This window comes from Acinetobacter sp. V102_4 (assembly GCF_031799005.1).
GTDB classification, from domain to species: Bacteria; Pseudomonadota; Gammaproteobacteria; order Pseudomonadales; family Moraxellaceae; genus Acinetobacter; species Acinetobacter calcoaceticus.
This window is the reverse complement of the sequence record NZ_JAVQNR010000031.1, coordinates 14,308-39,647: the sequence shown is the minus strand read 5'-3', so window position 1 is coordinate 39,647 and position 25,340 is coordinate 14,308. Positions and strand designations below refer to the sequence as shown.

The following is a 25,340-nucleotide window of genomic DNA, read 5'->3' as shown; positions in this document are numbered from 1 at the left end:
AGACAACTGATTTAATGAGATAAAAAAGTACATCCATTTTCAAATATAAAAAACTTTCAAATCTGGAAATGCTTAGAAAAAAGAACAAATAAAAGAGGCCGAAACCTCTTTATTCTTATTGTACTAAAAATTTAGTCATCAATCATGGCGAACTCTTGCTCAGGAGTACCTTTAACCAAATGGTGACGGCTATATAACAGATAATAAAGTATAAATCCGACATAAATCAGCGCAGCTAATAACCAAACTTTCGGATTCACCATTAACCCTGCAACTACGGCAACAGCGGCAAGAATCAAGGCAATACAAGACGTCCACACTCCTCCAGGCGTTTTATAAGGACGTGGTAATTCAGGACGAGATACGCGTAATTTGATATGTGAAAGCATCATCAAGACATAAGAAATTGTTGCACCGAATACAGCCATTAAAATGAGTAAGTCACCCTCACCTGTTAAAGAAAGTAAAAAACCAATAATGCCCGGAATGATAATGGCCCAATATGGCGCTTTATTTTCATTGGTAAGCGATAGGTTTTTTGGCAAATATCCCGCACGTGACAATGCAAAAATCTGACGCGAATAGGCATAAATAATTGAGAAGAAACTTGCAACAAGTCCAGCAAGACCAACAAAGTTAACAAAGCTTGCCAACCATGTGTGCTGACCATACACCGCAATCAGCGCATCAACCAAAGGTGCTCCCGAATTTTTTAAAGCATTTGAACCCGCAGCGCCTGCTCCCAAAAATAAAATTAAAAGTGCAAACGATGCCAATATCAACATTGAACCAATCAAGCCTCGTGGCAATGAACGTACTGGATCTTTTGCTTCTTCGGCTGCAAGTGGTACCCCTTCAACTGCGAGAAAAAACCAGATGGCATACGGTACTGCTGCCCATATTCCCATATAGCCAAACGGCAAAAAGCTACTTGCACCTGCATGTGAGCTCACTGGAATATCAAATAAACGTGCGCTGTCAAAATGTGGAAGCATCGCCACGATAAATACGACCAGTGCAATACAAGCAACTGCGGTAATTCCAAACATGATTTTAAGCGCTTCACCTGCACCTTTCAGATGAATGCCCATAAAAACTAAATAACAAATTAAATAAACAGCCCAACCGCCAATGCCAAATAGTGATTCGCAATATGAGCCTATAAATACGGCAATGGCAGCAGGTGCAATTGCGTATTCAATTAAAATCGCAGTACCTGTGAGATATCCTCCAAAAGGACCAAATGCAACGCGGGCAAAACTATAGCCACCGCCAGCAGTGGGCAACATCGTAGACATCTCAGACATCACAAAGCTCATGCAGAGATACATAAACGCGACGATGACTGTTGCAATAAAGAGTCCACCCCATCCACCTTGTGCCAGTCCAAAATTCCAACCCGCAAAGTCACCCGAAATAACGTAGGAAACACCGAGTCCCACCAAAAGTAACCAACCTACTGCCCCCTTTTTTAACTGACGTTTTGCAAAATACTCTGCGTCCTGTTGCAGAGCGCCAACATCTACACTTAATTCTGACTCTTTCATTGCCGTATTGCCTTATCGACTAAATTTACACCATCAATAGTTGCGCAAAAGATATTCATAAAACTTGACAGCAAAACATCTCCCCGACCACTTGAAGTCAAGTTGATTCATTTTTTCTTTTATAAGATCGACGGCATCTCAACACAGAACGTGTTTAAAAATTAAATTGAGGAGTTGGGTCATGTCTGTAGAACAAAATGAATTTTTAAGCCAAGTTCAATTACAAATACTGGCAGAACAAGCAATTAAGCAATATCCATCAGACTATCAAGGACAGGTCAAACTACTGTGTCAGTCTGAAAATGCAACCTTTCAGATTTCGACTGGATCTGCCCGATATGCACTTCGAATCCATCGTCCGAACTATCACAGCAAACTAGATATACAAAGTGAGCTTGAATGGTTAGATGCCTTAAATGTGAGTGGTATTCAAGTTCCCGTTGCGATTGCAGATCAATCTGGTGAGCGCGTAATCACTTTGAAACTATCGAATGATATTTATCGTTATGCAGTACTTTTCAACTGGGTTGATGGCGATATGCCGACTGTTGAAGTTGACCCCACTGCATTTGAGCAACTAGGACAAATTACTGCAAAGTTGCACGTACATAGCAAAACATGGCAAGCGCCTGAAAACTTTCAACGTATTGTGTGGAATCATGAAACCATGATCGGTGCAGATGGACACTGGGGAAACTGGAAAAATGCACCTCACTTGAGGCTACAAGATCACGGCGTTATCGAAGAAGCCATTGTACAAATCGCGAAAGATTTAAATTCTTTTGGCAAAACTCAGGAACGTTATGGCCTGATTCATGCCGATTTGCGTTTAACCAATCTATTACTACAACAAGAACGTATTGGCGTGATCGATTTTGATGACTGTGGCATGAGCTGGTTTATGCATGACCTCGCCGCTGCGATTAGCTTCAATGAACATTATGCAAATGCGCCTCAATGGGTTGATCACTGGTTAAAAGGCTACGAGCGCGTAGGTCATATTCAGTCTGAAGAATATGAAATGATCCCAACTTTTATCATGCAACGCCGCATTCAAATGATGGCTTGGAATGGTTCTCACGCACAAACAGAAATGGCTCAAAGTCTTGGAGACCAATGGTCCAATGAAACTGTGCGTCTGTGCAAAAAATATTTAAACGGACAAATGCCTGTAGGAATTTGAAAAGTGATTTAGATCGCTTTTCCTCATTTTCAATTTTTAGTTTTTAAATTTTATAGAATTTAAAGGAAGGGTTTATGCAAGCTACCCATCAACTGAGCCGAGTTGCCAAAGCACTATTACTCATCAGTAGTCTGGCAAGTATGATTGCGCTAAGCGCATGTAACTACAACCCTTTGCAAAGCGCATCTCCCGCAGTCGCTATTCAAAAAAAGGAATATATCTAAAAAGGTCAATGGGACGCTTTTAACTTTGACCAACTCAATCAATTGATTGCTAGCTATGGAAAAGACAGCCCTAACTACAATTCTGAAAAACGTCCGTATATTGTCACTGACTTTGACAATACCTCAGTATTTTTAGACATTGAAGAGGCAACGTTAATTTATCAACTTGAACACTTAGCCTTTAATGTCACGCCAGAGCAGCTTAATCAAATTATTCGTAAAGGAATTAGCTCACAAAATTTTGAAGCGACATACAATAACCAGCAAGGCCAAGCCGTCAATATTGATAAAATCGCCCCAGATATTATTGCCAGCTACACATGGCTTTATCACCACTATAGCGGTCTAAAAGGTAAGCAAAGTCTGGATCAAATTAAACAAGATCCTCATTATCTCGATTTCATTACTAAAATGAGATATCTATATGCGGCGATTGGAGACACGTTTGATCATGAAGTCGCATATCCGTGGGTCACTTATTTGTTTACTGGGCTTACCGAACAACAAGTCCGTAATTTGGTAAAAGCAACCGTTGCTTGGCAAATGCAGCAACCGATTGGACCTGTTACATGGACCTCTCCCACAGTACTTTCGGGCCAAGCAGGTGTTGTAAAAACCACTTGGGAAAATGGTTTAAGACCATACCGTGAAATGCAAAATCTATTCAAAGCCTTTCAGGACAATGGCATTGATGTCTATGTCTGTTCGGCATCTTTTATTGATGTGATTAAGGAAATTATTTCTAATCCAGAGATCGGCTATAACATTAATGAAAAAAATGCCTACGCTATGGAATTAGAACGAGATGCACAAAATCTAATTTTGCCCGAATTTCGTCATGGCTATGCGCAAACTCAAGGTAAAGGTAAAACTGCAACCATCCAGCGTTTTTTAGTCTCTAAATATGGTTACGGGCCAATTTTTATCGCTGGTGACAGTGAAGGCGATCAAAATATGATGCAAGATTTTGAGACGACCAAGAAAGTACTGATTATCAACCGATTGCGCAGTCCAAGTTCTGATATCGGCAAGTTTTCTCAGCAGGCTGTGCAAGACTATGGTCAAGCCAATCCTAAGTTTTTACTACAAGGCCGCGATGCCAATACAGGTCAATTTAGACCCTCAATGGCTAGTTTAAGTTATGGTGCACAAACGGCGAAAACTACAAAAAATTAGTATTTCACTTATTTTCTCATGCCTACAATACATGTTGTATGCATGAGAAGCCGCTTAATTTTTTGTTTTAGTTCTGCCCTTTTTGCCTATCTCTAATGCATTTTCTGCCTTCTTTTAGTTCGCTACCCAACCTTAAATACAACTCTTGATCTCTTCTTAAAGAATCAAGCCTGAAACTTAGAACAGCAACACATAAGTCATTATTTTATAAAAACTTTTAATAACACAAAATCATGGATGTAAGTAAAAACTGGTATGGCTTTTGCTTAATATAAGAATAGTTAGGAATAAATATCATGAGACTTGACATGTTACATCTCAACCCAGCTCATCTTGTCGATTCAAATATGTGTAATCAAGGTGTATTGTCTGCAGCTGCCTCTGGATTAAGCGAGTTTATTCGTCAAAAAGGTGCAGATGTTGATCGCGTTTTAGGTATTAGTGGTATTAATCCTGAACTTCTAATCAGCCCAACTTTGAGCTTACAACTGCCCAATTATTGCAAGGTGCTAGAGCAAGCAGCACTGGTTTCAGGTTGTGATAATTTTGGCCTGCACTATGGTCAACAGTTTCAACCGAAATCATTAGGGCTTATTGGGTACATTGGACTTTGTTCAAACACATTAGAGTCTGCACTCATGAACATGACCAATAATTTTTATTTGCATCAGAAAGATACTCTTAATCGAATGGTAGATTTGGGAGATAGCTGGCGCATAGATTATCAAGTTCAACACGGCGCGATTTTAACTCGGCGCCAAGATGCAGAACTGACCATGGGCATGTTTATGAATGTGATCCGTGAAGTCATGGGCCCTCATTATTCACCACGCGCGATTCACTTTGAACATACTCGCCCTGAATTCTGGCAAGAACACAGCAAATTATTTAACGCGCCTGTTTATTTTGATCAACCTTTTAATTCCATCATCATTTCAAAAAAAGACGTCCAACATACTATGCCGGGCCGTGATTCTATTTTATTAACGGTAATTTTAGATACGCTGCTGTTACTCAATCGCTCTTCACCAAGTCAAAGTCTTGCAGATCAAGTTCGCTCTCACATCCAACTTGAACTCAGTGAAGGTGAACCAAACCTTGAAAAAATCGCTCATGATATTGGTTTAAGCAGTTGCACCCTTACCCGCCGTTTAAAAACTGAAGGACTGACCTTTACCCATTTAGTTGATCAGGTTCGTTGTGAGTTGGCCGAACATTATATTAAACAGAAAAATATTCCAATTTCAGAAATGGCATTCTTATTAGGTTATTCAGAAGTAAGTGCTCTATCACGTGCATTTAAACGCTGGTTTGGTGTTACACCACGTCAATTAAGACACTAAAACATCGCAAATACAGGCCTTGAATAAAGGCCTTTTTATTATTTAAGCAATTCGAGATAACTTCTAAAGCTGCAAGATAATTGAACAACAAAATACCCCTCAAATTAGATTTAACATCCAACTTGAAGGGTATTTTTTATAGAAGGTCTTACTTTAATTTTGTTAATGCTTGATCCAAAGCGCCAACTAACCAATCGATATCTTTTATTTGGAAAGCCAAAGGTGGGCGAAGTTTCAATACGTTGCCATAAGGACCTGCAACTGAGGTTAAAACTCGATGAGTATTTCTGAGCTCTTCAATAAGGTTCAAAGCCAATGCTTTATTCGGCTCTTTTGTAGCTCTATCTTTAACCAGTTCAAATCCTATAAATAGACCAGCGCCACGGACATCGCCCACCATCTCATGTTTATCCATAAGTTTAGTGAGTTCTTTTAGAAGTAGCCCTCCCACATATTTGCTATGGGTTTGCAATTCTTCTTCCTGAATAACTTTAAGTACAGCCTGCGCAGCTGCCATAGAAACAGGATTACCACCAAAGGTATTAAAATATGGAATTTTATCGCTGAAAACAGCTAGGACTTCACTCTTGGCTAAAAGTCCTGACACTGGTACACCGTTACCCATTGGTTTACCTGTGGTAATGATATCAGGCACAACATTGTGACGACCAAAGCCCCAGAAAGAGTCGCCAGTACGTGCAAAACCCGGTTGTACTTCATCAGCAATAAAGATTCCGCCATTGGCATGTACGACATCAACCGCTTTTTGTAAGAACCCAACAGGATTAGGCATCACACCGTCAGAAGAAAATATTGAGTCCGCTAAAAAACCTGCAAACTTAATTCCTTTTGCATTCATATCATCAATTTGTTGCTGGATCTGCTGTGCGAACCATGTACCTAAATCATCAGTTTGTATCCGATAATAATCGGGTGCTGGAACTAGACGAGTTGTCGCATCTAAAGGTTGTTCAGTTCCAAGCGCTGGAGAGCATCCTGAGGTTAAGCTACTGGTGCCATGATATGACTCTTGAGACACAATAATTCCTGTGCCACCGCTATATTCACGTGCAATACGAATCGCTAAATCATTCGCTTCTGAGCCAGTACACATATACATGGCACGGTCAATTTCATCGGGAGTGGTTTGTAAGAGTTCTTCGGTATAATCCAAAATATTTTCATGTAAATAACGGGTATGCGTATTGAGCATTTTCATTTGCTCATTTACCGCTTCAATCACCGCAGGATGACAATGACCAATACTGGCAACATTGTTGTAAACATCCAGATATTGATGACCTGCTGCATCCCATAAATATTGCCCCTGACCTTTTACCAGATGCACGGGATTACGATAAAACAAGCGATAGGATTCACCTAAAATTTTATTTCTTTTATCGGTCAGTTTGCGGGTAGCATGGTCCAGCTCAGCAGCATGTTCTGGACGAAAGCTATTGGTATCCATAATGGTTGAACGCGTACCCATGAATGACTCCTCTATTTATATTCAGCATACTTTTGCGCAAGACGATGACTGACGTAGGCAACTCATACGCTGATTCGAAATATTTCAGTATTTGATTGAAGTTACGCAAACCATATTGCTTAAGTATCTTTAAAAAAACTTGACCTCAGACCACTTAAGCCACGATTTGAAGTCAACTCTCAAAGTTCATCCAATAGCTATTTTAGAATTAGGGCTTATGCTTACCCCAAACATGAGCTGAAACGTTTAAAGAAAGACATTAGAAATCATATTCCAATAGCTTTCTCTGTCGTCTGCTCCATCTGAGCTTAAAAGCTGAATAATTGCGCCTTCAATCATATATAAAAAGAGTTTGGCGTCTTGAAAAGTCGCATCGGTTTTTAGTTTTATAAGCTGGCTATAGATTTCATTGATTAGCCATGTACGGTATTTAATTGCGACTTGATAGGCTTTTGCATAAGTCAGTTTTATCTCAAAAATGGCTTTAAATAATAGGTAGTAAAGCCCCTCTAAGTCGGTGTGTAAAAGATAAAGCGCCTTGAGTTTATCTTTTACACTTGTGCCTCGGTCGTATTCAGCAATTGAAACCACTTTTTCTTTTAGACGTTCTTTTTGCACAATCAAGCAGATTTCAATAAACCGCTCTTTAGAATGAAAGTAGTTATAAAAAGTTGCTTTGGGAATTTGGCATTCTTTCACAATTCGGTCGACCCCAACCGTATGAAAGCCGTGATGGTGAAATAAATAAATCGACGTATTAATAACTTGTATGGCACGTGTTGGGAGAACTAACTTTGGCATGGTTTTACCGTTATAAATTATTGTTGTTTCTAAATGAGATACTTTTTTGGGAGAAAAAAAGGCATAGCAAAGCCGTAAAGACTGTGCGTAGCACATCTCAAGTTTTGTTGTTGCTAAGTTTTAAATAAAAAGACTTAAAGCCTGAGAACCTTAGGGCAATCAAGCTGCTTTAAATTTTTAAGCTGTGTTGTTATAGCTTTTGGCAAAGGCTGCCAAGAAATAATGGATGTGCAAAGCCAACTCCTTTTTATTGGGAGTTCTGCCGACATTAAAATTAGGGTGGCAGAACGAGAAAGGGTTCGCGGACTGGGAAAGATAAACCAGCACACCCGAAGGTGTCCCTCTCCCGTCCTACCGCAACGGGAGGAGACGAGGAGTTCACGCATAAGACTATCCCTCAGAAGGAATAACTCTGATGCGATCTTTCAACACGGTCCGCGACGACCGTCTGGCAATGTAGGCCAGCAGGCAAAGAATAGTGCCCAACCCTATTGCAGTCAAGCACGCAAAATGCCATTTGTTTTAAATTAAATCATTAGAAAAGTAACGCTAAACAATGAGGGAGTTATTATTAAGTGGAGGTTTAGAGGGTGATATGAAACTGTAATTAAAAATGAATGCGTTAAGTTGAAAACTCAGTCGAACATTTTGATAAAGTTAATAAAATGCTATAAAAATACTTATTCATACTTTGTGCAAAAGATTCATAACAATCATCATTTTTAAAAGAAAGGCTTCCATGGAAAGACTAACAGACTCAAAAAGATTAGAAAAAGATGTACAAATTGATATCCATAAACGGCCAATTAAGATTGCTTTCTTTATTTCGGATGAAGAAAGTGAAACTAACCATTTAATTCTTGATGAAATTTTTAAATATTCTTATACCTGTTGGGGTGGAGCGAGGTTTTTAATTCTCCCTCTTAATTCTGATGAAGAAAGCTATTTAGAATGGTTAAGCCTTTATGATGCAGATATTGTTTACAGCTATATAAAATTAACGAGTGAACAAATTCAAAAAGTTGAAAATATCAACTCTCCTGCCCTTTTGATGGAACATGATTTTGGAAATGAGCAAAAATATTTCTCTGTAAATATACCTTTCTATAACCCAGTAAAGTCTATATCTACAGTTTATAGCCCTTATATATTTAGTTATTTGAGAAATAAAATAACCAATAATCCAATAAGTCTAATTGCACAATTTTCTCCTGAATTCGGCGATCGTTTTATAACAGATAATTTTGGTAATAGATTAGAATACAATAGCTATCTTAATGGAATTAAAGAAGTTTTTGAAACATGTTGCCTTTCTCTAAAAAATATTCCTCCTAATAATTATGTAGGAACTACAGTGATTAAATCTAGAACAGAAGTCTTAGATTTATTGGCAAACAGAGAAGCCACTACAGTTGCTCATTTAGCAAGAATTCATTCGGAATCGATTGAAACTATATTTGAACACACCTTTAGTCTTTCATTTTCAATAATAATAGGTTCTAGAATTAAAGATCGAATATCATTTTGGAATGTAAGACATTTTTATGATGGATCAAGTGACTCAATAAATTCATTAATCATTAGTGAAGAACTATCTAGTGATGAAAATTTTCTAGAATCTCTTGGCAAATACTTAAGTAATCTAAATTTTTTAAACTCTGGATCAGGACCATATCAAGTTTCATTATTTTCTCAAGCTATAGCAGAAGAGGATCTAAAACAAATAAGAGAAAACCTGCAAAAGTTTACTTATAATTTAATAAGTGTTCCTTCTTATTACTCCAAAACTATCATACCAACCAATTGCTCCGAGGTTAAATATTCAATTTCTATTAAAGATAATTCCGTATTATCTATTTCAGAAAATCCTTCTTCAATTTCTATCAATGGACCTAAACATTTAAGATATATACCATTAAAGTTTCAAAATCATGGTTTTGGAGACTTTGCAATAGAGTGTGGTATTGATCGGCATAATAATTTATCTATGTATTCAAACGTCATAGATAAATGGATTTTACCTAAAAGAGCATATTTAGCTAAAATCTTTGGAAATAAATATGAACGTATAAGTAAAAGTAAATTTCCTGTTTTAATTGCAGGAAAAAATTCCAGCCCATTTAGAAGAAGTATAGAAAATGAAGATTTCCATATTAATATATCTCTACCTGATGACTTATTTGCCCTTAATATCTTATTAACTAATAAAAATAATTACTCTCAACTAGATTTAAGAAGTAATTTAGATAAATCAAAAATTTCCCACATAAAACATTCAGATAAAGGAAAAAATTTTAACGGGGTAATTTCATTATTTAAAAAACTTCATATTGCTTCAAACTTTTTAACTAACAGGCTATGGAAAGATGTTTTTGAAGATGCCTCATCCAGAAATAAAAAAGAAGATTACATATATACTTTAGATAGGCTTAAAGCTTTTCAGCAAAAATACAGAAATGATAGCCATTTAAAATTTATTAAAAATCAAATGGATTTTAAAAAAAGTTTCCACTCATCTCAATATTTAACTTCATGTTTTAAAGATGCTCTTGACGATTTAATAAAATTTAAAATTTTCCATCCCATATATACATGGAACTGTAGATATTGTGGTTATAAAAATTTAAAAACTGTTGATTCTCTTAAACTAACTAATAATTGTGAAATATGTAATGAGAATCATACAATACCAGTTGGTGAAGAATTCTCATGGGAATATTTACTTAACAAATTTGTTCATAAAGTAATATTTGAACATAGTGGACTGCCTGTAGTGTGGGCTTTAAATTACATCCAAAACATAAGTTATATGAACTCTTTTTTATATTTACCAGAAGTTAATATTTACTATAATGATAAAAAATCAAATTATATTAATGAAATTGACTTATTAGGTATATATGATGGTAACTTTTTTGCGGGAGAAGCTAAGCGCACAGCAGAATATTTTTTAACTGATAGAGAAGCAGATAAATTTATAGAATTAATCAAATATATATCTCCAGATCAAGCTTTTTTAGCTTTTGATAAACATTCTGAAGATGAATCAAAAATAGAAGAAACAAAATCTAATTTAGAAGATTTCAAAAAAAGATTCCAAACTCAATTTAGCAATATTAAACTTACCATTCTTACATTTGAGGAATTTTTGAATTTTTCAACACCAGTTATAAATTTTGGAACTCATGGAAAAAATGTATATACTTTTTTTGAAAAAATTGATTCACAATAAAAAAATTCAACAAGCAAAAAATAATATTTCGACTCTAGCCTATAAAATATTCTTGAAAAATTAAATAATTAATTTAACTCCATAAGAAAACCCCTAAACAACTATAGTTTAGGGGCTCTATCTACTCATAAAAAATTAAAAGAACTTATAGCTTGGCTATACCAAAGTTTCTAAATAAATTATCTATAAAGCAATTATTCAAACTATCTAAAGAAAATATTACCTACATATCACTATTTTTAAAAATTATATTTAAATAATATCATAAATTTCGGAATCAAATTGATTAATATTATTTACTATATAAACTTTTTCAGGAAAGCCGAGACAAACATATTTCATAGAGTCTGTTATAGCAATATTACTCCATAAATAATTAAGAACATCATCACGATTTGAAAAAATCTGTATATTTTTTTGCAAAATTTCTAAAAATTTTTCAAACCAATTGGGGTGTAAGGGATTAATAATACAATTAACCTCTAAATGAATTTTACTAAAATCATCGTCTTTTATTAACTTATCATTTTCCATTAATTTCAACACTTCAAAAGTGTAGCTCATCAACATCCATCCTTGGAATATATTACTAAAACTCAATTTTTCAACATGTTTTAGGGCAATATCAACATACTGTTTTAGTCTATGTATTAGTCTAGATACTGCAATACTTGCTAAAAACCCATCTATTGGTAAATAAGTACCAATGACTACGCGAGCACCTAAATCAATAGCTGTTTGAGCCGTGGAGTTATCCTGATTAGCATTCATTGGCAAGCTATCACAACTACTGAATATGACAATTGGTGGTAATTTATTTATTTTAGTTTTTAATGAGTCCAAGCTGACTTTTTCACCGTATAAATATAAGCCATAATTTCCTTTATCATCTAGAGTAGTACCATGGCAGTCAAATATAATAATATTTTCAGTTGAATTATTTAATGTACTAATTAGATCGTCTTCAGAATCAACATCAACAAATCTATATTGTGCATATATATCTGAATTCTTATAATTTAATATTTTCTCTTTTCCTGCCTCATTTATGAAATCTATATCATCGAGATTATATTTTTTATTTGTGGATGTAAACATATCTAGAGTTTTTTCCATGCTATATTTGAGGTGATCGTAATCATCAAAACTCCGAATAATAAGTATTTTAAAAGCACTATCTTTTACAATTAGTAGTTCTCTTGTACTAACCAATTGATTTTTATTTCTAGGTACTAAGCTATAATGATGCCTTAAACAGAGAGGACATCCATCAATATTTAACCACCCTAAAGGGAGAGTACTATATGATTTTAAATTATAGTATGAATCTTTATCCTTTAAATTTTCTACCAGTTCATTAACTTCCTTATATTTTTTTACTTTGATATTCAGGTTATTCACTAAATGTGATAAAGATTGGTTATGGATTTTTATTTTTGATGGAGATGCTGGATCATAGCGTCTACAATGACTTGATATTAAATTAACCTCTTGTCTTACCCGATTGATATCATAATCTAGTGAGTAAAATAAATAATTATTTATTTTTGAGTAGAATAATGGAAACATTATTTCATGTTTAATTTTATCTACACTATGAATACTATTGATTTTTGTTAATGCTAATTTTTTTCTTTCTTTACTAATTTTTTCTTCTCTCAGCAATACTCTTGAATATTTTCCATAATAATAATATTTATCCTCAAAAGAATGTATGATAAGACCTTTCTTTTTATTATTTGTTAATAAGAAAAATTCTTTATTCGAAATAACTTCATTAAAGTCTATTTTCTTTATTTCAAAACTATTTTTAAACAGCCCCTGATTCATTTCTTCTGTTAAGAAATTTATTTGATCTAAAACAGACTTTTTATTTTCTGACAGGTTATTTATTTTTTCAATAAATTTACTTTCCCCTTCGTAACCATCTAAATAATTACGAAATAGAATTTTACTAAAATGATATGTTTTATTACGAAGCCATGCGTAGATATTAAATTTTTCTAAATCTGAAAAATTTATTACATCAAATAATGATATTTTATATCCATTGTATGTATTTTGATTAATCCTCAAAAAAATATCAGAAAGCGGATCAATATTTTCAACATTAATATTATCTGTTTTAATTACAAGAGTAAATAAATGCTTTTTATAGTTATTAAGTATTTCATTTGAATTCTTTTCATCTATGACTATATAATTTGGAAAAATTATTCCTTTTTCAATTAGTTTAGATAGTGTTTCTTCTTCTACGTCAAAAATTTCCCTTACATCCCATGGAAAATGTAAGATCTTTTCTAAAATTTCTGGAATATTATCCGTATTTTTACAAACAATAATATATTTAATATTAAATAAATTTTTAGATGAAATATTTTCAAAATCTTTATGCATGTGTAAGTGCCAGTTGTTAAATTGCATATAATGCAGTTATTTAGTTTAAAATTAAAGCCAATCGTAAAAAAATATTAGTTTTTAAACCAGCTATACAGAAATACTCTAAGATGGCTGCTTTAATTTACATTAGTTTTGATAGGTTTAAAGTAAAGAATATAGGCTATTCTGAGGTGAAATATAAAAAGATTAAAAGGTGATGAACGTGAATTCAGATTTTATAAAAAAGTTAATTTAGGTGTTATTTATCTAGACTCTAAAAATAAAGCCCCTTCACAGCTCATTATTTATAAAAGTGAGTAGCTTTTAAATGTAGTCTAACTCAAGTCCCCTCTCAATAAGCCAAAGCTAAGTACGAAATGACCAAGCTTTGGAACATAATCAGCTTTTCTCAACGCTTTTATTATTTTAATTAAGTTCTGCTCTGAATCTCGCTACACTCCAAACACCTATCACGGCGCAAGTCTGTAACACGTAGATGTAAATAAAGCGACTCTATTATTCAAACCGTCTGTTATCACCACTTCATAATGCGCAAATTTTTTACTACTGCCAACCTTGGTTGCCGTTGCAAACAACATCCTATCTTTCGCACCACTCATATAGCGAATATCAGCCTGTAGGCCTGTATATAGCGCATCCCCTGCATTACAAGCCATCGCAAAAGCAATATCGGCTAAAGAAAATATGACTCCACCATGTACGCCGCCCAATGCATTCATATGTTCGTCTTTCACATTAAGCTTGCAACGCGCTTCATCAAAACTGCGATGCAGCACTTGTACACCCAATAGCTCTGCGAATTGATCAACCGCTGTAGTTTCCATTTTTTGCACAACGTCTCCCTACTCGTGCGAGTATTCCCTAAGTGTTATGAACCTATATGTATTGAAATCGACTGATTAAAAGCCGTTAAACACTATCTTGTTTAATCTGATAGTTTGAAGAACTAAAGTCCTTATAGGTCAGGCGGTCATCCAACTCCGAGCTTAAAGGCTGAACTTCTTGCATTGAATTTAAGCAGCGCTGTGCAAGCTCAATGTATTCTTGCGTGCCTCTGGTTTTCCACTTTTTTTCTTGTTCTGATAAATCACGTGCAACCTTGGCAGGACTACCCATTGCCAATACATTTGCAGGAATTATATCTTTAGTTTTGACCAAACTATTTGCACCAATAATGGTGTTTTCGCCAATTTCTGCATAGTCCAAAATTACGCTGTTCATGCCGACCAAAACATTTTTTCCAATGCGGCAACCATGTAAAGTTGTACCATGCCCAATATGCCCCATTTCCTCAACCAAAGTCACGCTTTGTGGGAAGCCATGTACGGTGCAGTTATCTTGTATATTGGCATTTTGCTTAATATGAATACGACCAAAATCGGCACGCAATGAAGCAAATGGCCCTACATATACGCCCGCTTCAATAATCACATCACCAATTAAAACAGCGGTTGGATGTACAAAAGCCTCTGGGCTGACGACTGGAATAACACCATCAATACTATAACAAGGCATGATTTAACCTCTCATTTGTCGCCACCAAACCTCCGAAACGGCGCCAATAATGTGCTGTGGCATTTGGCATCGGCCCTTCTGCTGTTGCGGCAACAGACAAGAAGTATTCATCCGCAGGTTCAAATACTTTTTTATAAATATTCATTGATAAAGTTCGTGCACTAATCGCGGGCCAGTCAGTTGGCAACAATTCAAGCGGCAATGCAGGGTCTTTCAATAAAATCCGTCGATAATAATGAATCAGCAAAGTTCGAATTTGAAAGGCCTGAACAGGTTCTAGTTGTTCATTTTCCTGCATCAGCAACACGCCAATTTCTCTAAAAATATCGAGAAACTGTAGATATCTTTGGCGTAATTCATCGATTGGCCAGTTGGTTCTGAGCATACGACCAATGGTATCGACCGAATTATTAAAGAGCTGCAATGTTTCGGCTTTAAACACCACCACTTGCTCACTCATATTTAAGTCAACCAACAACCGTTGCAGTTCAATACGGTTACACCCCGGATAAGCCATTAAGTTTGTCGAAATATTGGCAAACCCTAACCATTCCAGTTCTTTCTTTAACAACGCTTTATTTTCGGTGTCGAGGCTAGACATCAGAATAAGATCCCAATAATGGTCCCACTCTTTCATCTGGTCGTTATAAATGCGTTGCTCGGCCTGCAAATAAGTCGAACGGCTTGAATCGGTAATTCGATAAAAACTGGTTCTGCCAATTTTGTCTGAACATAACCAATCATTTTTAACTAAACGAAAAACAGAGGTTCTTACAGCACGGTCATTAAAACCAAACAGCTCTAATAACTGAATCAGGCTTGCAAGACTAATGTTTCCACCCCTATGAAGTACTGAATCTCCAAAAATTGTCGAAATAAGCGAAGTTCCACTTAAGGTCTCATTCTTTACAACAGAATCAATTATTTGCTGTATTTTTGCACTCATACTCATGTCTTGGCGTTTAGTTTCAGGGTATAGATTCTATACCCTGAATGATCTTGATGTTAAGCAATCTGACGCATATCGATTACCCGCTTTGCCTTACCTTCCGAACGAGGTAAGGTCGCTTCTGTAACAACTTCTACAGTAACGCTAATCCCAATCATGGTTTTAATGCGTTTCATCAACTCCTGAGCAAGTTGATTGGCCTGTATAGTACAGTTATGACACATCTCTGTACGAATATGCAAAGTATCCATATGGCCTTTTTTAGTCACCAAAATTTCATAATTTGGAACTAAATGTGGAACTTGCAAAATTTGCTCTTCAATTTGGGTCGGGAAAACGTTCACGCCGCGAATAATCAGCATGTCGTCACTACGACCCACAATTTTATCCATCTTACGCATCGCCAGATTTTCGCCAGCGAGTAAACGGGTCAAATCACGGGTACGGTAACGAATAATCGGTAAGCCTTCTTTGGTAATGGTGGTAAAGACTAACTCACCAAGTTCACCATCTTTACAGACTTCACCCGTTTCAGGGTTAATAATTTCCGGGTAGAAATGATCTTCCCAAATGGTTAATCCCTCGCCCTCACCTAAGCACTGCATCGCAACGCCCGGTCCCATCACCTCAGACAAACCATAAATATCGAGTGCTTTAATATTTAGGCGTTCTTCAATTTCACGGCGCAGTTCGTTGGTCCACGGCTCGGCACCAAAAATACCGACTTTTAAAGACGTATTACGTGCAGTACCAAATTGTTGTTCGAGCTTTTCAATAATGCTGACGCAATACGATGGCGTAACCATAATTGCAGTAGGTTTAAAGTCTTGAATGAGCTGAACTTGCTTTTCAGTTTGTCCGCCAGACATTGGAATAACCGTTGCACCTAAGCGCTCAGCGCCATAATGTGCGCCTAGACCACCTGTAAATAGTCCATAGCCATAAGCAACCTGAATCATGTCTTTGGCAGTTAAACCAGCCATGCGTAAGCAACGCGCAACAATGTCCGACCACGTATTAATATCTTTTTGGGTATAACCCACCACGGTTGGTTTACCCGTTGTGCCCGATGACGCATGTAAACGCACAATTTGCTCTTGCGGTACGGCAAACATTCCAAACGGATAGTTGTCTCTTAAATCCTGTTTGGTTGTAAATGGAAACTTAGCCAGATCATCTAAAGTTACGAAGTCATCAGGATGTACACCCGCTTCATCGAACTTTTTCTTATACACCGGACTATTTTCATATACAAAAGTCAGGGTTTGTTTTAACCGTTTAGTTTGCAGCGCTCTAAGCTCTGCAAGTGTTAATTGTTCAACATTATCCGTTGTAAGGCTGTCCATCGCCTCTCTCCTCATTATGTAATTTTTAAAACCGTCTGAATTAATTTAAATTTTCCAAAATCAGTGCGACACCTTGTCCAACACCTACACACATTGTGCAAAGTGCATAGCGTCCACCTCGTTTTTTTAGCTCACGTGTTGCAGTAATGACTAAACGTGTACCACTCATACCGAGTGGATGTCCTAACGCAATCGCACCACCATTTGGATTCACGCGATCATCATCATCTTTTAAACCAAGTTCACGCATACAAGCCAAAGATTGGGCTGCGAATGCTTCATTCAGCTCAATCACATCCATCTGATCTAGCGTTAAACCTGTTTGCTTTAAAATTTTCTGCACAGCAGGAACAGGACCTATACCCATATATTTGGGTTCAACCCCTGCACTTGCAATGCCAATCACACGTGCTAAAGGTTTTAAACCATGTGCATTTGCAAATTCACGGTTAGTAATTAACACACACGCTGCACCGTCATTTACACCAGAGGCATTTCCAGCAGTCACCGAACCGCCTTCTTTCTTAAAAGGCGCTTTTAGTTTTGCGAGTGCTTCAAGTGTCGTTTCACGCGGATGTTCGTCTCGATTAACAACGTTCACGTTTTTCTTACGATCTACAATCTCAACAGGCAAAATCTCGTCGGTAAAAAAACCGTTTTGTTGTGCCGCAGCCGTTTTTTGTTGGCTACGCAATGCAAAAGCATCTTGGTCTTCCCGACTAATCTGATATTTTTCAGCTACATTTTCGGCAGTTTCCGGCATGCTGTCTGTGCCGTACTGAGCTTTAAGTTGTTTATTTACAAAGCGCCAGCCAATAGTTGTGTCATAAATTTCAGGTGTACGGCTAAACGCTTCGGTTGGTTTAGCTTGTACAAATGGCGCACGGCTCATTGACTCAACGCCACCTGCCAAAACGAACTGTGCTTCACCAGCTTTAATTGAACGTGCTGCAAGTCCTACTGCATCTAAGCCAGAAGCACACAAGCGATTGACGGTCATCGCTGGCACTGCATCTGGTAAGCCAGCCAAGAGTGTTGCCATACGTGCAACGTTACGGTTATCTTCACCTGCTTGGTTGGCGCATCCTAAAAATACTTCGTCTACAGTATTCCACGGTAAGTTCGGATGTTTATCTTTTAAATATTTGATGGGCAATGCAGCTAAATCATCTGCACGTACAGCACTTAAGGCACCTGCATATCGTCCAATTGGGGTGCGAATAAAATCGCAAATTAAAACGTCTTCCATGTTGACTCCTGATTATGCAAATTCGGTCATATCACGTGAATATTGAGTAGCAATGTTTTGAGTTTTCGCTACATATTGCTTGAGGTAGATACTCGGGCGATATTTTTCCTCTCCATACAGTGCATATAAGTTATTTAAGGTTTGGAGCACATAAGCACCGCCCATTTGTGTCAACCACTGGTAAGGACCCTTAGGATAATTCACTCCATATTTCATGGCATTATCAATATCTTCCAGACTCGCAACACCATGTAAACTTGCTTCGCAGGCTTCATTAATGAGTAAAGCGATGGTGCGCAGGGTTAACAGTGCCGGATGGTCCTTAATCCACATCACGCTCATGCCAAACTGTGCAAAGTAAGCTTCAACTTTTGCCAGATCACTTGCTTCACAAAGCTCGTTATGACTCAGTACTAAAGCCTCCGCCTGCTCGAAATCATGATGCCAATCCATCAAAACCACTTTACGGCTTAAGTAATGAATATTGGCTGATTCACCTTGGCTTAAACGTAAGTCGATATCATCAATTTGAAGGATATTGTCATCGTTCACAGATCCACTTTTAAAACCTAAACGCGTTAAAAAAGCAGGTAGCTGAGACCAAGTACCTTTTAGCTGAATATGTGCATCAATTGGCTTGGCAACCACAGCTTGAGGCTGAAATGTCTCGTACTGATTTTTTTCGTTATAGCTATAGAAGCCCTGTTTTGACTTACGGCCCCAAGCACCTGCATCGACCAATTCTTTTTGAATTAGGCTTGGACGGTAGCGTGGCTCGTAAAAAAATTCTTGATAAACGCTTTGGGTCACAGAAAAGTTAACATCTTGACCAATGAGGTCTGTAAGTTCACACGGCCCCATCGCAAAACCGCCACATTGCTTTAAGGCATAGTCTAGCTGGTCGTAGCTGGTGACTTGTTCTTGCAGTGCTCTAAAGCCTTCAGCATAAAACGGACGTGCAATTCGGTTCACAATAAAACCGGGAGTCGACTTGGTGAGTACCGGAATTTTTTTCCAGCCGAGCATCAAGTTTTTTAAAGCCAAACATAAGCTGTTTGGTGTTTTTAAGCCCTGCACAATTTCAACCAACTTCATCACTGGCGCAGGGTTAAAAAAGTGTAAACCCACCACGCGCTCAGGGTGAGCAATGCCAGCCGAAATTGCAGTCACTGAAATTGAAGATGTATTGCTTGCAAAAATGGTTTGTGCACTACAAATTTCAGCGAGTTGCTTAAATAAAGACTGTTTAACTTCTTTTTTCTCAACGACTGCTTCAATGACTAAGTCAGCATCACTTAAAGCTTCAACTTGATTAGCCACGGTTAAACGCGCTAAGGCTTCATCAGCTTGTTGCTGTGTGAGCTTGCTCTTTTCAACCAATTTTTTAAACGTCTGCTCTAAGCCGCGGGCGGCTTGTTGCGCTTTTTGAGCATCTAAATCATATAAAATGGTCGAGTGCCCATTGACGATGGCTAACTGAGCAATGCCGATACCCATGGTGCCAGAACCAATAACGGCAATTCGGGCACGAGATAAGTCTAAATCTGTCATGCTTAGCGCCCTTTAAAATTTGGTTCACGTTTATTCATAAAGGCTTGCACACCTTCACGATAATCTTCTGAACGACCAGCAATGCGTTGTAAGTCACGCTCTAATAGCACTTGCTCATCAAAGGTGTTATTGCTTGATTGATGAATGGCTTTTTTAATAAGAGATAAACCAAAAGTAGGCTGTTTTGCTAAACGTTCTGCCAGTTCAGTCACTTTTGTTTTAAGCTCGGCGTCTTCAACCACATCCCAAATCATGCCCCATTCTTTTGCGGTTTCTGCTGGGAGCTTGTCACCTAATAATGTCAAACCCATCGCACGCGCATGGCCTACAGCACGTGGTAAAAACCATGTGCCCGCAGAGTCTGGAACCAAACCTAAGCGGCAAAATGCTTGTACAAAGTTTGCCGATTTGGCTGCAATGACTAAATCACATGCCAGTGCAATATTTGCCCCTGCACCTGCTGCCACACCATTTACGGCGCAAATGACAGGCTTTGGCATATTTACAATCGTTTTAATGAGCGGGTTATAGTAAGTTTCAATGGAATATCCTAAATCTGGAGCTTCAGCATTTGGGTCAACTACACGGTCACCTAAATCTTGACCTGCACAAAAGCCGCGACCTTCGCCACTAATCACGACACAGCGAACATCCGGATTTTTAGTCCACAGATTTAAAACCTCAGCAACTTCACGGTGCATATCGACGTTAAAGCTATTCAGTGCTTTTGGGCGGTTAAATGTTAGGTAGCCAACACCATTTTTTTCTTCAGCAATAATATTTTGATAGTCCATCACTCACCTCTAAACACTGGCTTTCTTTTCTCAAAGAAAGCATTAATCCCTTCGTTTCGATCTTTTGTAGCCGCCAGCCAGACAAAGTTTTGACGTTCAAACTTGAGTCCCTGACTTAAAGTCGTTTCATGAATACTTTTAATTGATTGTTTAATCACGCGAATCGCTAAAGGCGCTTGTTTGGCAATTTTGGCTGCCAGTTGAACCGCATATTCAACAGTTAATTCAGTCGGCACCACTTGACTGCAAATGCCGTGTTGCTCTGCCTGTTTTGCCGAAATCATTTCACCTGTCATGGCCCAGCGCATGGTGAGTTGTTGCCCTACCAAGCGCGCTAAACGCTGTGTTCCACCTGCACCCGGCAACATACCAAGGCCAATTTCAGGTAAAGCAAAACGGGCATTTTCACCGCAAATCACCATATCTGAATATAAAACCAACTCAAACCCAGCACCTAAGGCATAGCCATTGACGGCACTAATCAGTGGCTTACTAAACGCATCAATTTTTTGCCAAAGCTTCGGGCGAATATCGAGTTGCAAAGATACGGCGTCCATTGCAGCCAGCTCGCTAAGATCTGCCCCAGCCGCAAAACATTGAGCGTTCCCCGTTAAAACCACCGCTTTGACTTGAGCATTATGTTCAGCTTCTTCGAGCAACTCGCATAAACACTGCAATGTTGCATTGTTTAAAGCATTTCTTTTTCCTGGACGGTTTAGGGTTAATAACAAAACACCGTCAGTTGCTGTGCTGGCTTTGATTAACTCTTGCATGAGAGGCCTCTATTCATCAAAACTCAAACGAACATTTGGGCCTTTTGGTAAGGTCTGGCAACTGAGCACATAGCCTCTTTCGACTTCATCTTTTTCAAGGCTGTAGTTAAGAAACATATCGACTTCACCAGAAACAACTTTACAACGACAGGTCGCACACACCCCACCTTTACAGGCATATGGTAAATCAGCACCAGCACGTAAAGCAGCATCAAGAATACTTTCATCATCCTGAGCCACAGAAACAATCAGCTCACGACCATCTAAAATGATGTTTACTTTTTCTTCTTTACGGTTTGCATCAGCTTCAGCGCTACGTTTACGAGCCTGCCCTGTATGGAAACGTTCAGTGTGAATTTTCTCTGCTGCAATCCCATAATTTGGCAAAGTGCTTTCTACAGCATTCATCATTTCGTCTGGACCACATGCAAAAACATGGTCAAAACTCGTTTCCAGTACATCAAAATCAAAAAGCTGTTTAAGCTTTTCTTGGTCAATGCGACCATTCATCAGTTCACTGTCGTTGAACTCACGAGAAAAAATATTGATGAGTTGAAAACGCTCTTTAAACTGATCTTTCAAATCCATAATTTGCTCGGCAAACATGGTTTGTTTCCACGAACGATTGCCATAGAGCAACGTAAATTTAGCTTCAGGTTGTTCAAATAAAACTTGCTTAACAATCGATAAAATTGGGGTAATACCACTGCCCGCAGCAACACCTAAATAGTTTTGACCACCAGCCTTTGCTGCTTTTTGAAAAAACACGCCTTGTGGTGGCATCACTTCAAGCACATCACCTACTTTTAAATGGTCATTTGCCCAATGTGAAAATTGCCCCTGATCAATTTTTTTAACCGCAATACTGATGTCTTCTTTGCCCGCATAGCTACAAATTGAATAACAACGGCGGATTTCACCCGCTTCAGTTAAATGGCGAATGGTTAAGTGTTGCCCCGGTTGAAATTGAAATTGTTCTTGTTGTTCAGGTACAACGTCAAATGCAATACAAATTGCCTGATCGGTTTGAGGCGTAATACTTTTTACTTTTAATGGTACAAATTGGCTCATGGCTGATTTCCTTATCTAAAGACTTAAATACATTTGAAGTAATCAAAAGGCTCAAGACAGTCCTGACATTTATAAAGTGCTTTACAGGCGGTAGAACTAAACTCTGTTAACAGTCGGGTATGTCGGCTTTTACAACGTGGGCACTCGACACCATCAATCAAATGAACATGCGTACCGCACTGATGTGCCAACCCTTCAGGTGGTGCAATGCCATAAACTTGAAGTTTCTTTTTACCCGCTTCAGACATCCAGTCCGTGGTCCATGCTTCTGATAAATCGACCATCACTTTGACTGGGGTCAACGCTTCTGCGGTAAATGCCTCAACAATTTGTGCTTTTAACATATCTGTTGCTGGGCAACCGCTATATGTTGGCGTTAGACGAACTACAATTTCTTGTTGATCGTTAATGTCTACGCCCCGAATCATGCCTAAATCCACAACAGATAAAACCGGAATTTCAGGGTCACTTACCGTTTGTAGAACATCCCAACATTGGTCGATGCAATGACGAATCATGTGCATGGCTCACCTCCTTGTCTTACCAAGTCATTCCTGGATAAGTTCTTTGAATACTTTGCATTTCAGCCAACAAATAACCTAAATGCTCAGTATGCAACCCTTGTTTCGCACCGCGGCGATAAGAGCCATTAACAGCAACATTTAATTCAAAACGCTTAAGCTCATCTGCAATGGTTTGGTTCCATTGTTCTTTTTCATTTGAAAAATCTGGAATCACGCCTTGTGCGACTAATGCTTGTTCGTCTGCATTAAGTTCAAATAACTCAGCGGTAAAGCGCCATAAATTATTTAATCCATCTTGCACACGTTGATGCGCTTCATCTGTACTTAAACTTAGACGCTCCATCCAGCTTGTCGAAAAACGAATGTGATACTTCACTTCTTTTAAAGATTTCACAGCAAGCGCACTTAATTCAGGAAGCGAGCTTTGGGTTAAAGCAGTAAATAAATGAAGATGGTAATGATCCATCAACCACTGGCGTACAATCGTTTGCGCAAAATCACCGTTCGGTTGTTCGCATAACAATAAGTTTAGAAACTCACGTTCTGTACGGAAATACGCAAGCTGATCTTCATCACGTTTAGCTTCATCATATTGGCCGGCCAATGTCAGAAAGTTTCTTGCCTGACCTAATAAGTCCAAACCGATATTTGCTAAAGCAATATCAACTTCAAGCTCAGGTGCATGTCCGCACCATTCAGCCAAACGCTGCGATAAAACCAGTTGACTGTCGCCAATATGTAATAAGAATTTAGATAAAACTGAATGATTCATTTTCCAACCCCTTACATATGCTCAATGCCATCTGGAATATGGTAAAAAGTCGGATGACGATAAACCTTGTCTAGAGAAGGATCGAAAAATTCAGCTTTTTCATCTGGCTGTGAAGACTTAATGAGTTCAGAACGAATCACCCAAATGCTAATTCCTTCATTACGACGTGTATAAACATCGCGTGCATGTTGAAGTGCGATTTCATCATCTGGTGCTCTTAAGCTACCCACATGACGGTGGCTTAAGCCTTGTTTACTACGGACAAATACTTCGTAGAGTGACCAGTTGTTTTTATCTTCCATTTTGATTTCCTCAAATTTTTCCATAAATCTTGTTAAGCCACTTTGTTCGCTTCTAGCTGCTGTTTTTTAGCGTAGACCACTGCTGCATCACGAACCCATTTGCCGTTTTCCCATGCTTTACGGCGCGCTTCGATACGCTCGTGATTACATGGTCCACGTCCAGCAATCACTTCATTAAATTCGTGCCAGTCGATCTCGCCAAACTCATAGTGGCCTGTTTCTTCATTAAACTTTAAATCTGGATCTGGTACTTCCAAGCCAAGCTGCAACACTTGCGGTACGGTGTTATCGACAAACTTTTGACGTAATTCATCATTACCAAAGCGTTTGACTTTCCACGCCAGGCTTTGTGCGCTATTTGGAGAATGCTCATCACTTGGGCCAAACATCATGAGTGCAGGCCACCAATAACGATTCACTGCATCTTGTGCCATTTGTTTTTGTTCTGGTGTACCGTTTGCCAAAGCCATCATCGCTTCAAAACCTTGACGTTGGTGGAAACTTTCTTCTTTACAAATACGTACCATTGCACGTGCATATGGCCCATATGAAGTACGGCAAAGTGCAACCTGATTTACAATCGCTGCCCCATCGACAAGCCAGCCAATCGCAGCGACATCTGCCCAAGTCAAAGTTGGATAGTTAAAGATTGATGAGTATTTCATTTTTCCATCAATCAACTTTTCCATCATGTCATCACGGTCAGCACCTAAGGTTTCTGCCGCGCTGTACAAATACAAACCATGACCCGCTTCATCTTGTACTTTCGCCAACAAAACCGCTTTACGTTTTAAAGTTGGCGCACGAGTAATCCAGTTCCCTTCAGGCAACATACCTACAATTTCAGAATGGCCATGTTGCCCAATTTGACGAATCAATGTTTTACGATAGGCATCGGGCATTTCATCCTTAGCCTCGATCGTAATGTCATTGGCAATATTTTGTTCAAATTTCTGGTAGTTGTTTTCCATTCTTTCATTCCCTGTAGGCATCACCCTTAAATCTATTTTTCGATACACTAAAAACAAAGTCAACCTATTTTTTAGTATCAAATTAAATCCACCCACCAAAATCACATTAAATAATTGAAATAAATAAA

General features: G+C 38.0%; 20 protein-coding genes and 1 pseudogene. 4 read left to right on the top strand and 17 right to left on the bottom strand.

Translation table 11 applies throughout. The annotated features are described in order from the left end of the window. Window positions 1-131 precede the first annotated feature (131 nt). Complete coding sequence (eat, locus tag RMB13_RS02340) at window positions 132-1,547, bottom strand: ethanolamine permease (RefSeq protein ID WP_056478907.1); 1,416 nt, start codon at window positions 1,545-1,547, stop codon at window positions 132-134. 181 nt (window positions 1,548-1,728) lie between these two features. Here eat and RMB13_RS02335 point away from each other — a divergent pair, with 181 nt between their 5' ends. The 3 genes and pseudogenes from RMB13_RS02335 (at window position 1,729) to RMB13_RS02325 (ending at window position 5,473) form a co-directional block, all read left to right on the top strand. Then, window positions 1,729-2,730, top strand: coding sequence for a phosphotransferase (locus RMB13_RS02335; RefSeq protein WP_311084314.1), 1,002 nt, complete (start codon window positions 1,729-1,731; stop codon window positions 2,728-2,730). Between the two features lie 74 nt (window positions 2,731-2,804). Beyond that, window positions 2,805-4,130 (top strand): annotated as a pseudogene (locus RMB13_RS02330) (haloacid dehalogenase-like hydrolase). A 308-nt stretch (window positions 4,131-4,438) separates the two neighbouring features. Further along, window positions 4,439-5,473 (top strand): AraC family transcriptional regulator, encoded by a 1,035-nt coding sequence (locus RMB13_RS02325; protein ID WP_311084335.1) that lies wholly within the window; start codon window positions 4,439-4,441, stop codon window positions 5,471-5,473. 148 nt (window positions 5,474-5,621) lie between these two features. Here RMB13_RS02325 and RMB13_RS02320 read toward each other — a convergent pair whose 3' ends face one another. Continuing rightward, complete coding sequence (locus RMB13_RS02320) at window positions 5,622-6,962, bottom strand: aspartate aminotransferase family protein (RefSeq protein ID WP_311084313.1); 1,341 nt, start codon at window positions 6,960-6,962, stop codon at window positions 5,622-5,624. 246 nt (window positions 6,963-7,208) lie between these two features. Further along, a complete protein-coding gene (locus RMB13_RS02315) occupies window positions 7,209-7,763 on the bottom strand; it encodes a TetR/AcrR family transcriptional regulator (RefSeq protein ID WP_311084312.1) in 555 nt (184 codons plus the stop codon). A gap of 739 nt (window positions 7,764-8,502) precedes the next feature. Here RMB13_RS02315 and RMB13_RS02310 point away from each other — a divergent pair. Next, entirely contained in the window at window positions 8,503-10,995 is a 2,493-nt protein-coding gene (locus RMB13_RS02310; RefSeq protein WP_311084311.1) for a hypothetical protein, read from the top strand. A gap of 252 nt (window positions 10,996-11,247) precedes the next feature. Here RMB13_RS02310 and RMB13_RS02305 read toward each other — a convergent pair whose 3' ends face one another. From RMB13_RS02305 to paaA, 14 genes are all read right to left on the bottom strand, one after another. Further along, the gene (locus tag RMB13_RS02305) at window positions 11,248-13,392 is read right to left on the bottom strand and encodes a hypothetical protein (protein WP_311084310.1); all 2,145 of its coding nucleotides are present in this window, start codon (window positions 13,390-13,392) and stop codon (window positions 11,248-11,250) included. Window positions 13,393-13,844: 452 nt separating this feature from the next. Beyond that, entirely contained in the window at window positions 13,845-14,228 is a 384-nt protein-coding gene (locus tag RMB13_RS02300) for a PaaI family thioesterase (RefSeq protein WP_311084309.1), read from the bottom strand. Between the two features lie 76 nt (window positions 14,229-14,304). Continuing rightward, complete coding sequence (locus RMB13_RS02295) at window positions 14,305-14,910, bottom strand: DapH/DapD/GlmU-related protein (RefSeq protein WP_133746413.1); 606 nt, start codon at window positions 14,908-14,910, stop codon at window positions 14,305-14,307. Further along, window positions 14,897-15,862 (bottom strand): phenylacetic acid degradation operon negative regulatory protein PaaX, encoded by a 966-nt coding sequence (gene paaX / locus RMB13_RS02290; RefSeq protein WP_000062822.1) that lies wholly within the window; start codon window positions 15,860-15,862, stop codon window positions 14,897-14,899. The genes RMB13_RS02295 and paaX overlap by 14 nt, the downstream gene beginning before the upstream one ends. Window positions 15,863-15,915: 53 nt before the next feature. Beyond that, window positions 15,916-17,205, bottom strand: a complete 1,290-nt coding sequence (gene paaK / locus RMB13_RS02285; protein WP_309949920.1) for a phenylacetate--CoA ligase PaaK — start codon at window positions 17,203-17,205, stop codon at window positions 15,916-15,918. A 40-nt stretch (window positions 17,206-17,245) separates the two neighbouring features. Then, entirely contained in the window at window positions 17,246-18,454 is a 1,209-nt protein-coding gene (pcaF, locus tag RMB13_RS02280) for a 3-oxoadipyl-CoA thiolase (RefSeq protein WP_311084308.1), read from the bottom strand. Between the two features lie 12 nt (window positions 18,455-18,466). Beyond that, the gene (locus RMB13_RS02275; protein ID WP_311084307.1) at window positions 18,467-20,005 is read right to left on the bottom strand and encodes a 3-hydroxyacyl-CoA dehydrogenase; all 1,539 of its coding nucleotides are present in this window, start codon (window positions 20,003-20,005) and stop codon (window positions 18,467-18,469) included. A 2-nt stretch (window positions 20,006-20,007) separates the two neighbouring features. Next, window positions 20,008-20,799: a 2-(1,2-epoxy-1,2-dihydrophenyl)acetyl-CoA isomerase PaaG gene (paaG, locus tag RMB13_RS02270; protein WP_005041595.1), complete on the bottom strand. Its 792-nt coding sequence runs from the start codon at window positions 20,797-20,799 to the stop codon at window positions 20,008-20,010. Next, window positions 20,799-21,572: an enoyl-CoA hydratase-related protein gene (locus RMB13_RS02265; protein WP_311084306.1), complete on the bottom strand. Its 774-nt coding sequence runs from the start codon at window positions 21,570-21,572 to the stop codon at window positions 20,799-20,801. The genes paaG and RMB13_RS02265 overlap by 1 nt, the downstream gene beginning before the upstream one ends. A 9-nt stretch (window positions 21,573-21,581) precedes the next feature. After that, window positions 21,582-22,643 carry a 1,2-phenylacetyl-CoA epoxidase subunit PaaE gene (gene paaE / locus RMB13_RS02260; protein ID WP_311084305.1) on the bottom strand — a complete coding sequence of 354 codons (1,062 nt, stop codon included), beginning with the start codon at window positions 22,641-22,643 and terminating at the stop codon, window positions 21,582-21,584. Window positions 22,644-22,666: 23 nt separating this feature from the next. Beyond that, entirely contained in the window at window positions 22,667-23,167 is a 501-nt protein-coding gene (gene paaD, locus RMB13_RS02255; RefSeq protein ID WP_005041603.1) for a 1,2-phenylacetyl-CoA epoxidase subunit PaaD, read from the bottom strand. Window positions 23,168-23,183: 16 nt separating this feature from the next. Beyond that, window positions 23,184-23,939, bottom strand: a complete 756-nt coding sequence (paaC, locus tag RMB13_RS02250) for a 1,2-phenylacetyl-CoA epoxidase subunit PaaC (protein ID WP_311084304.1) — start codon at window positions 23,937-23,939, stop codon at window positions 23,184-23,186. An 11-nt stretch (window positions 23,940-23,950) separates the two neighbouring features. Beyond that, the gene (gene paaB, locus RMB13_RS02245) at window positions 23,951-24,241 is read right to left on the bottom strand and encodes a 1,2-phenylacetyl-CoA epoxidase subunit PaaB (protein ID WP_198078768.1); all 291 of its coding nucleotides are present in this window, start codon (window positions 24,239-24,241) and stop codon (window positions 23,951-23,953) included. A gap of 32 nt (window positions 24,242-24,273) precedes the next feature. Next, a complete protein-coding gene (gene paaA / locus RMB13_RS02240; protein ID WP_005041608.1) occupies window positions 24,274-25,212 on the bottom strand; it encodes a 1,2-phenylacetyl-CoA epoxidase subunit PaaA in 939 nt (312 codons plus the stop codon). Window positions 25,213-25,340 lie beyond the last annotated feature (128 nt).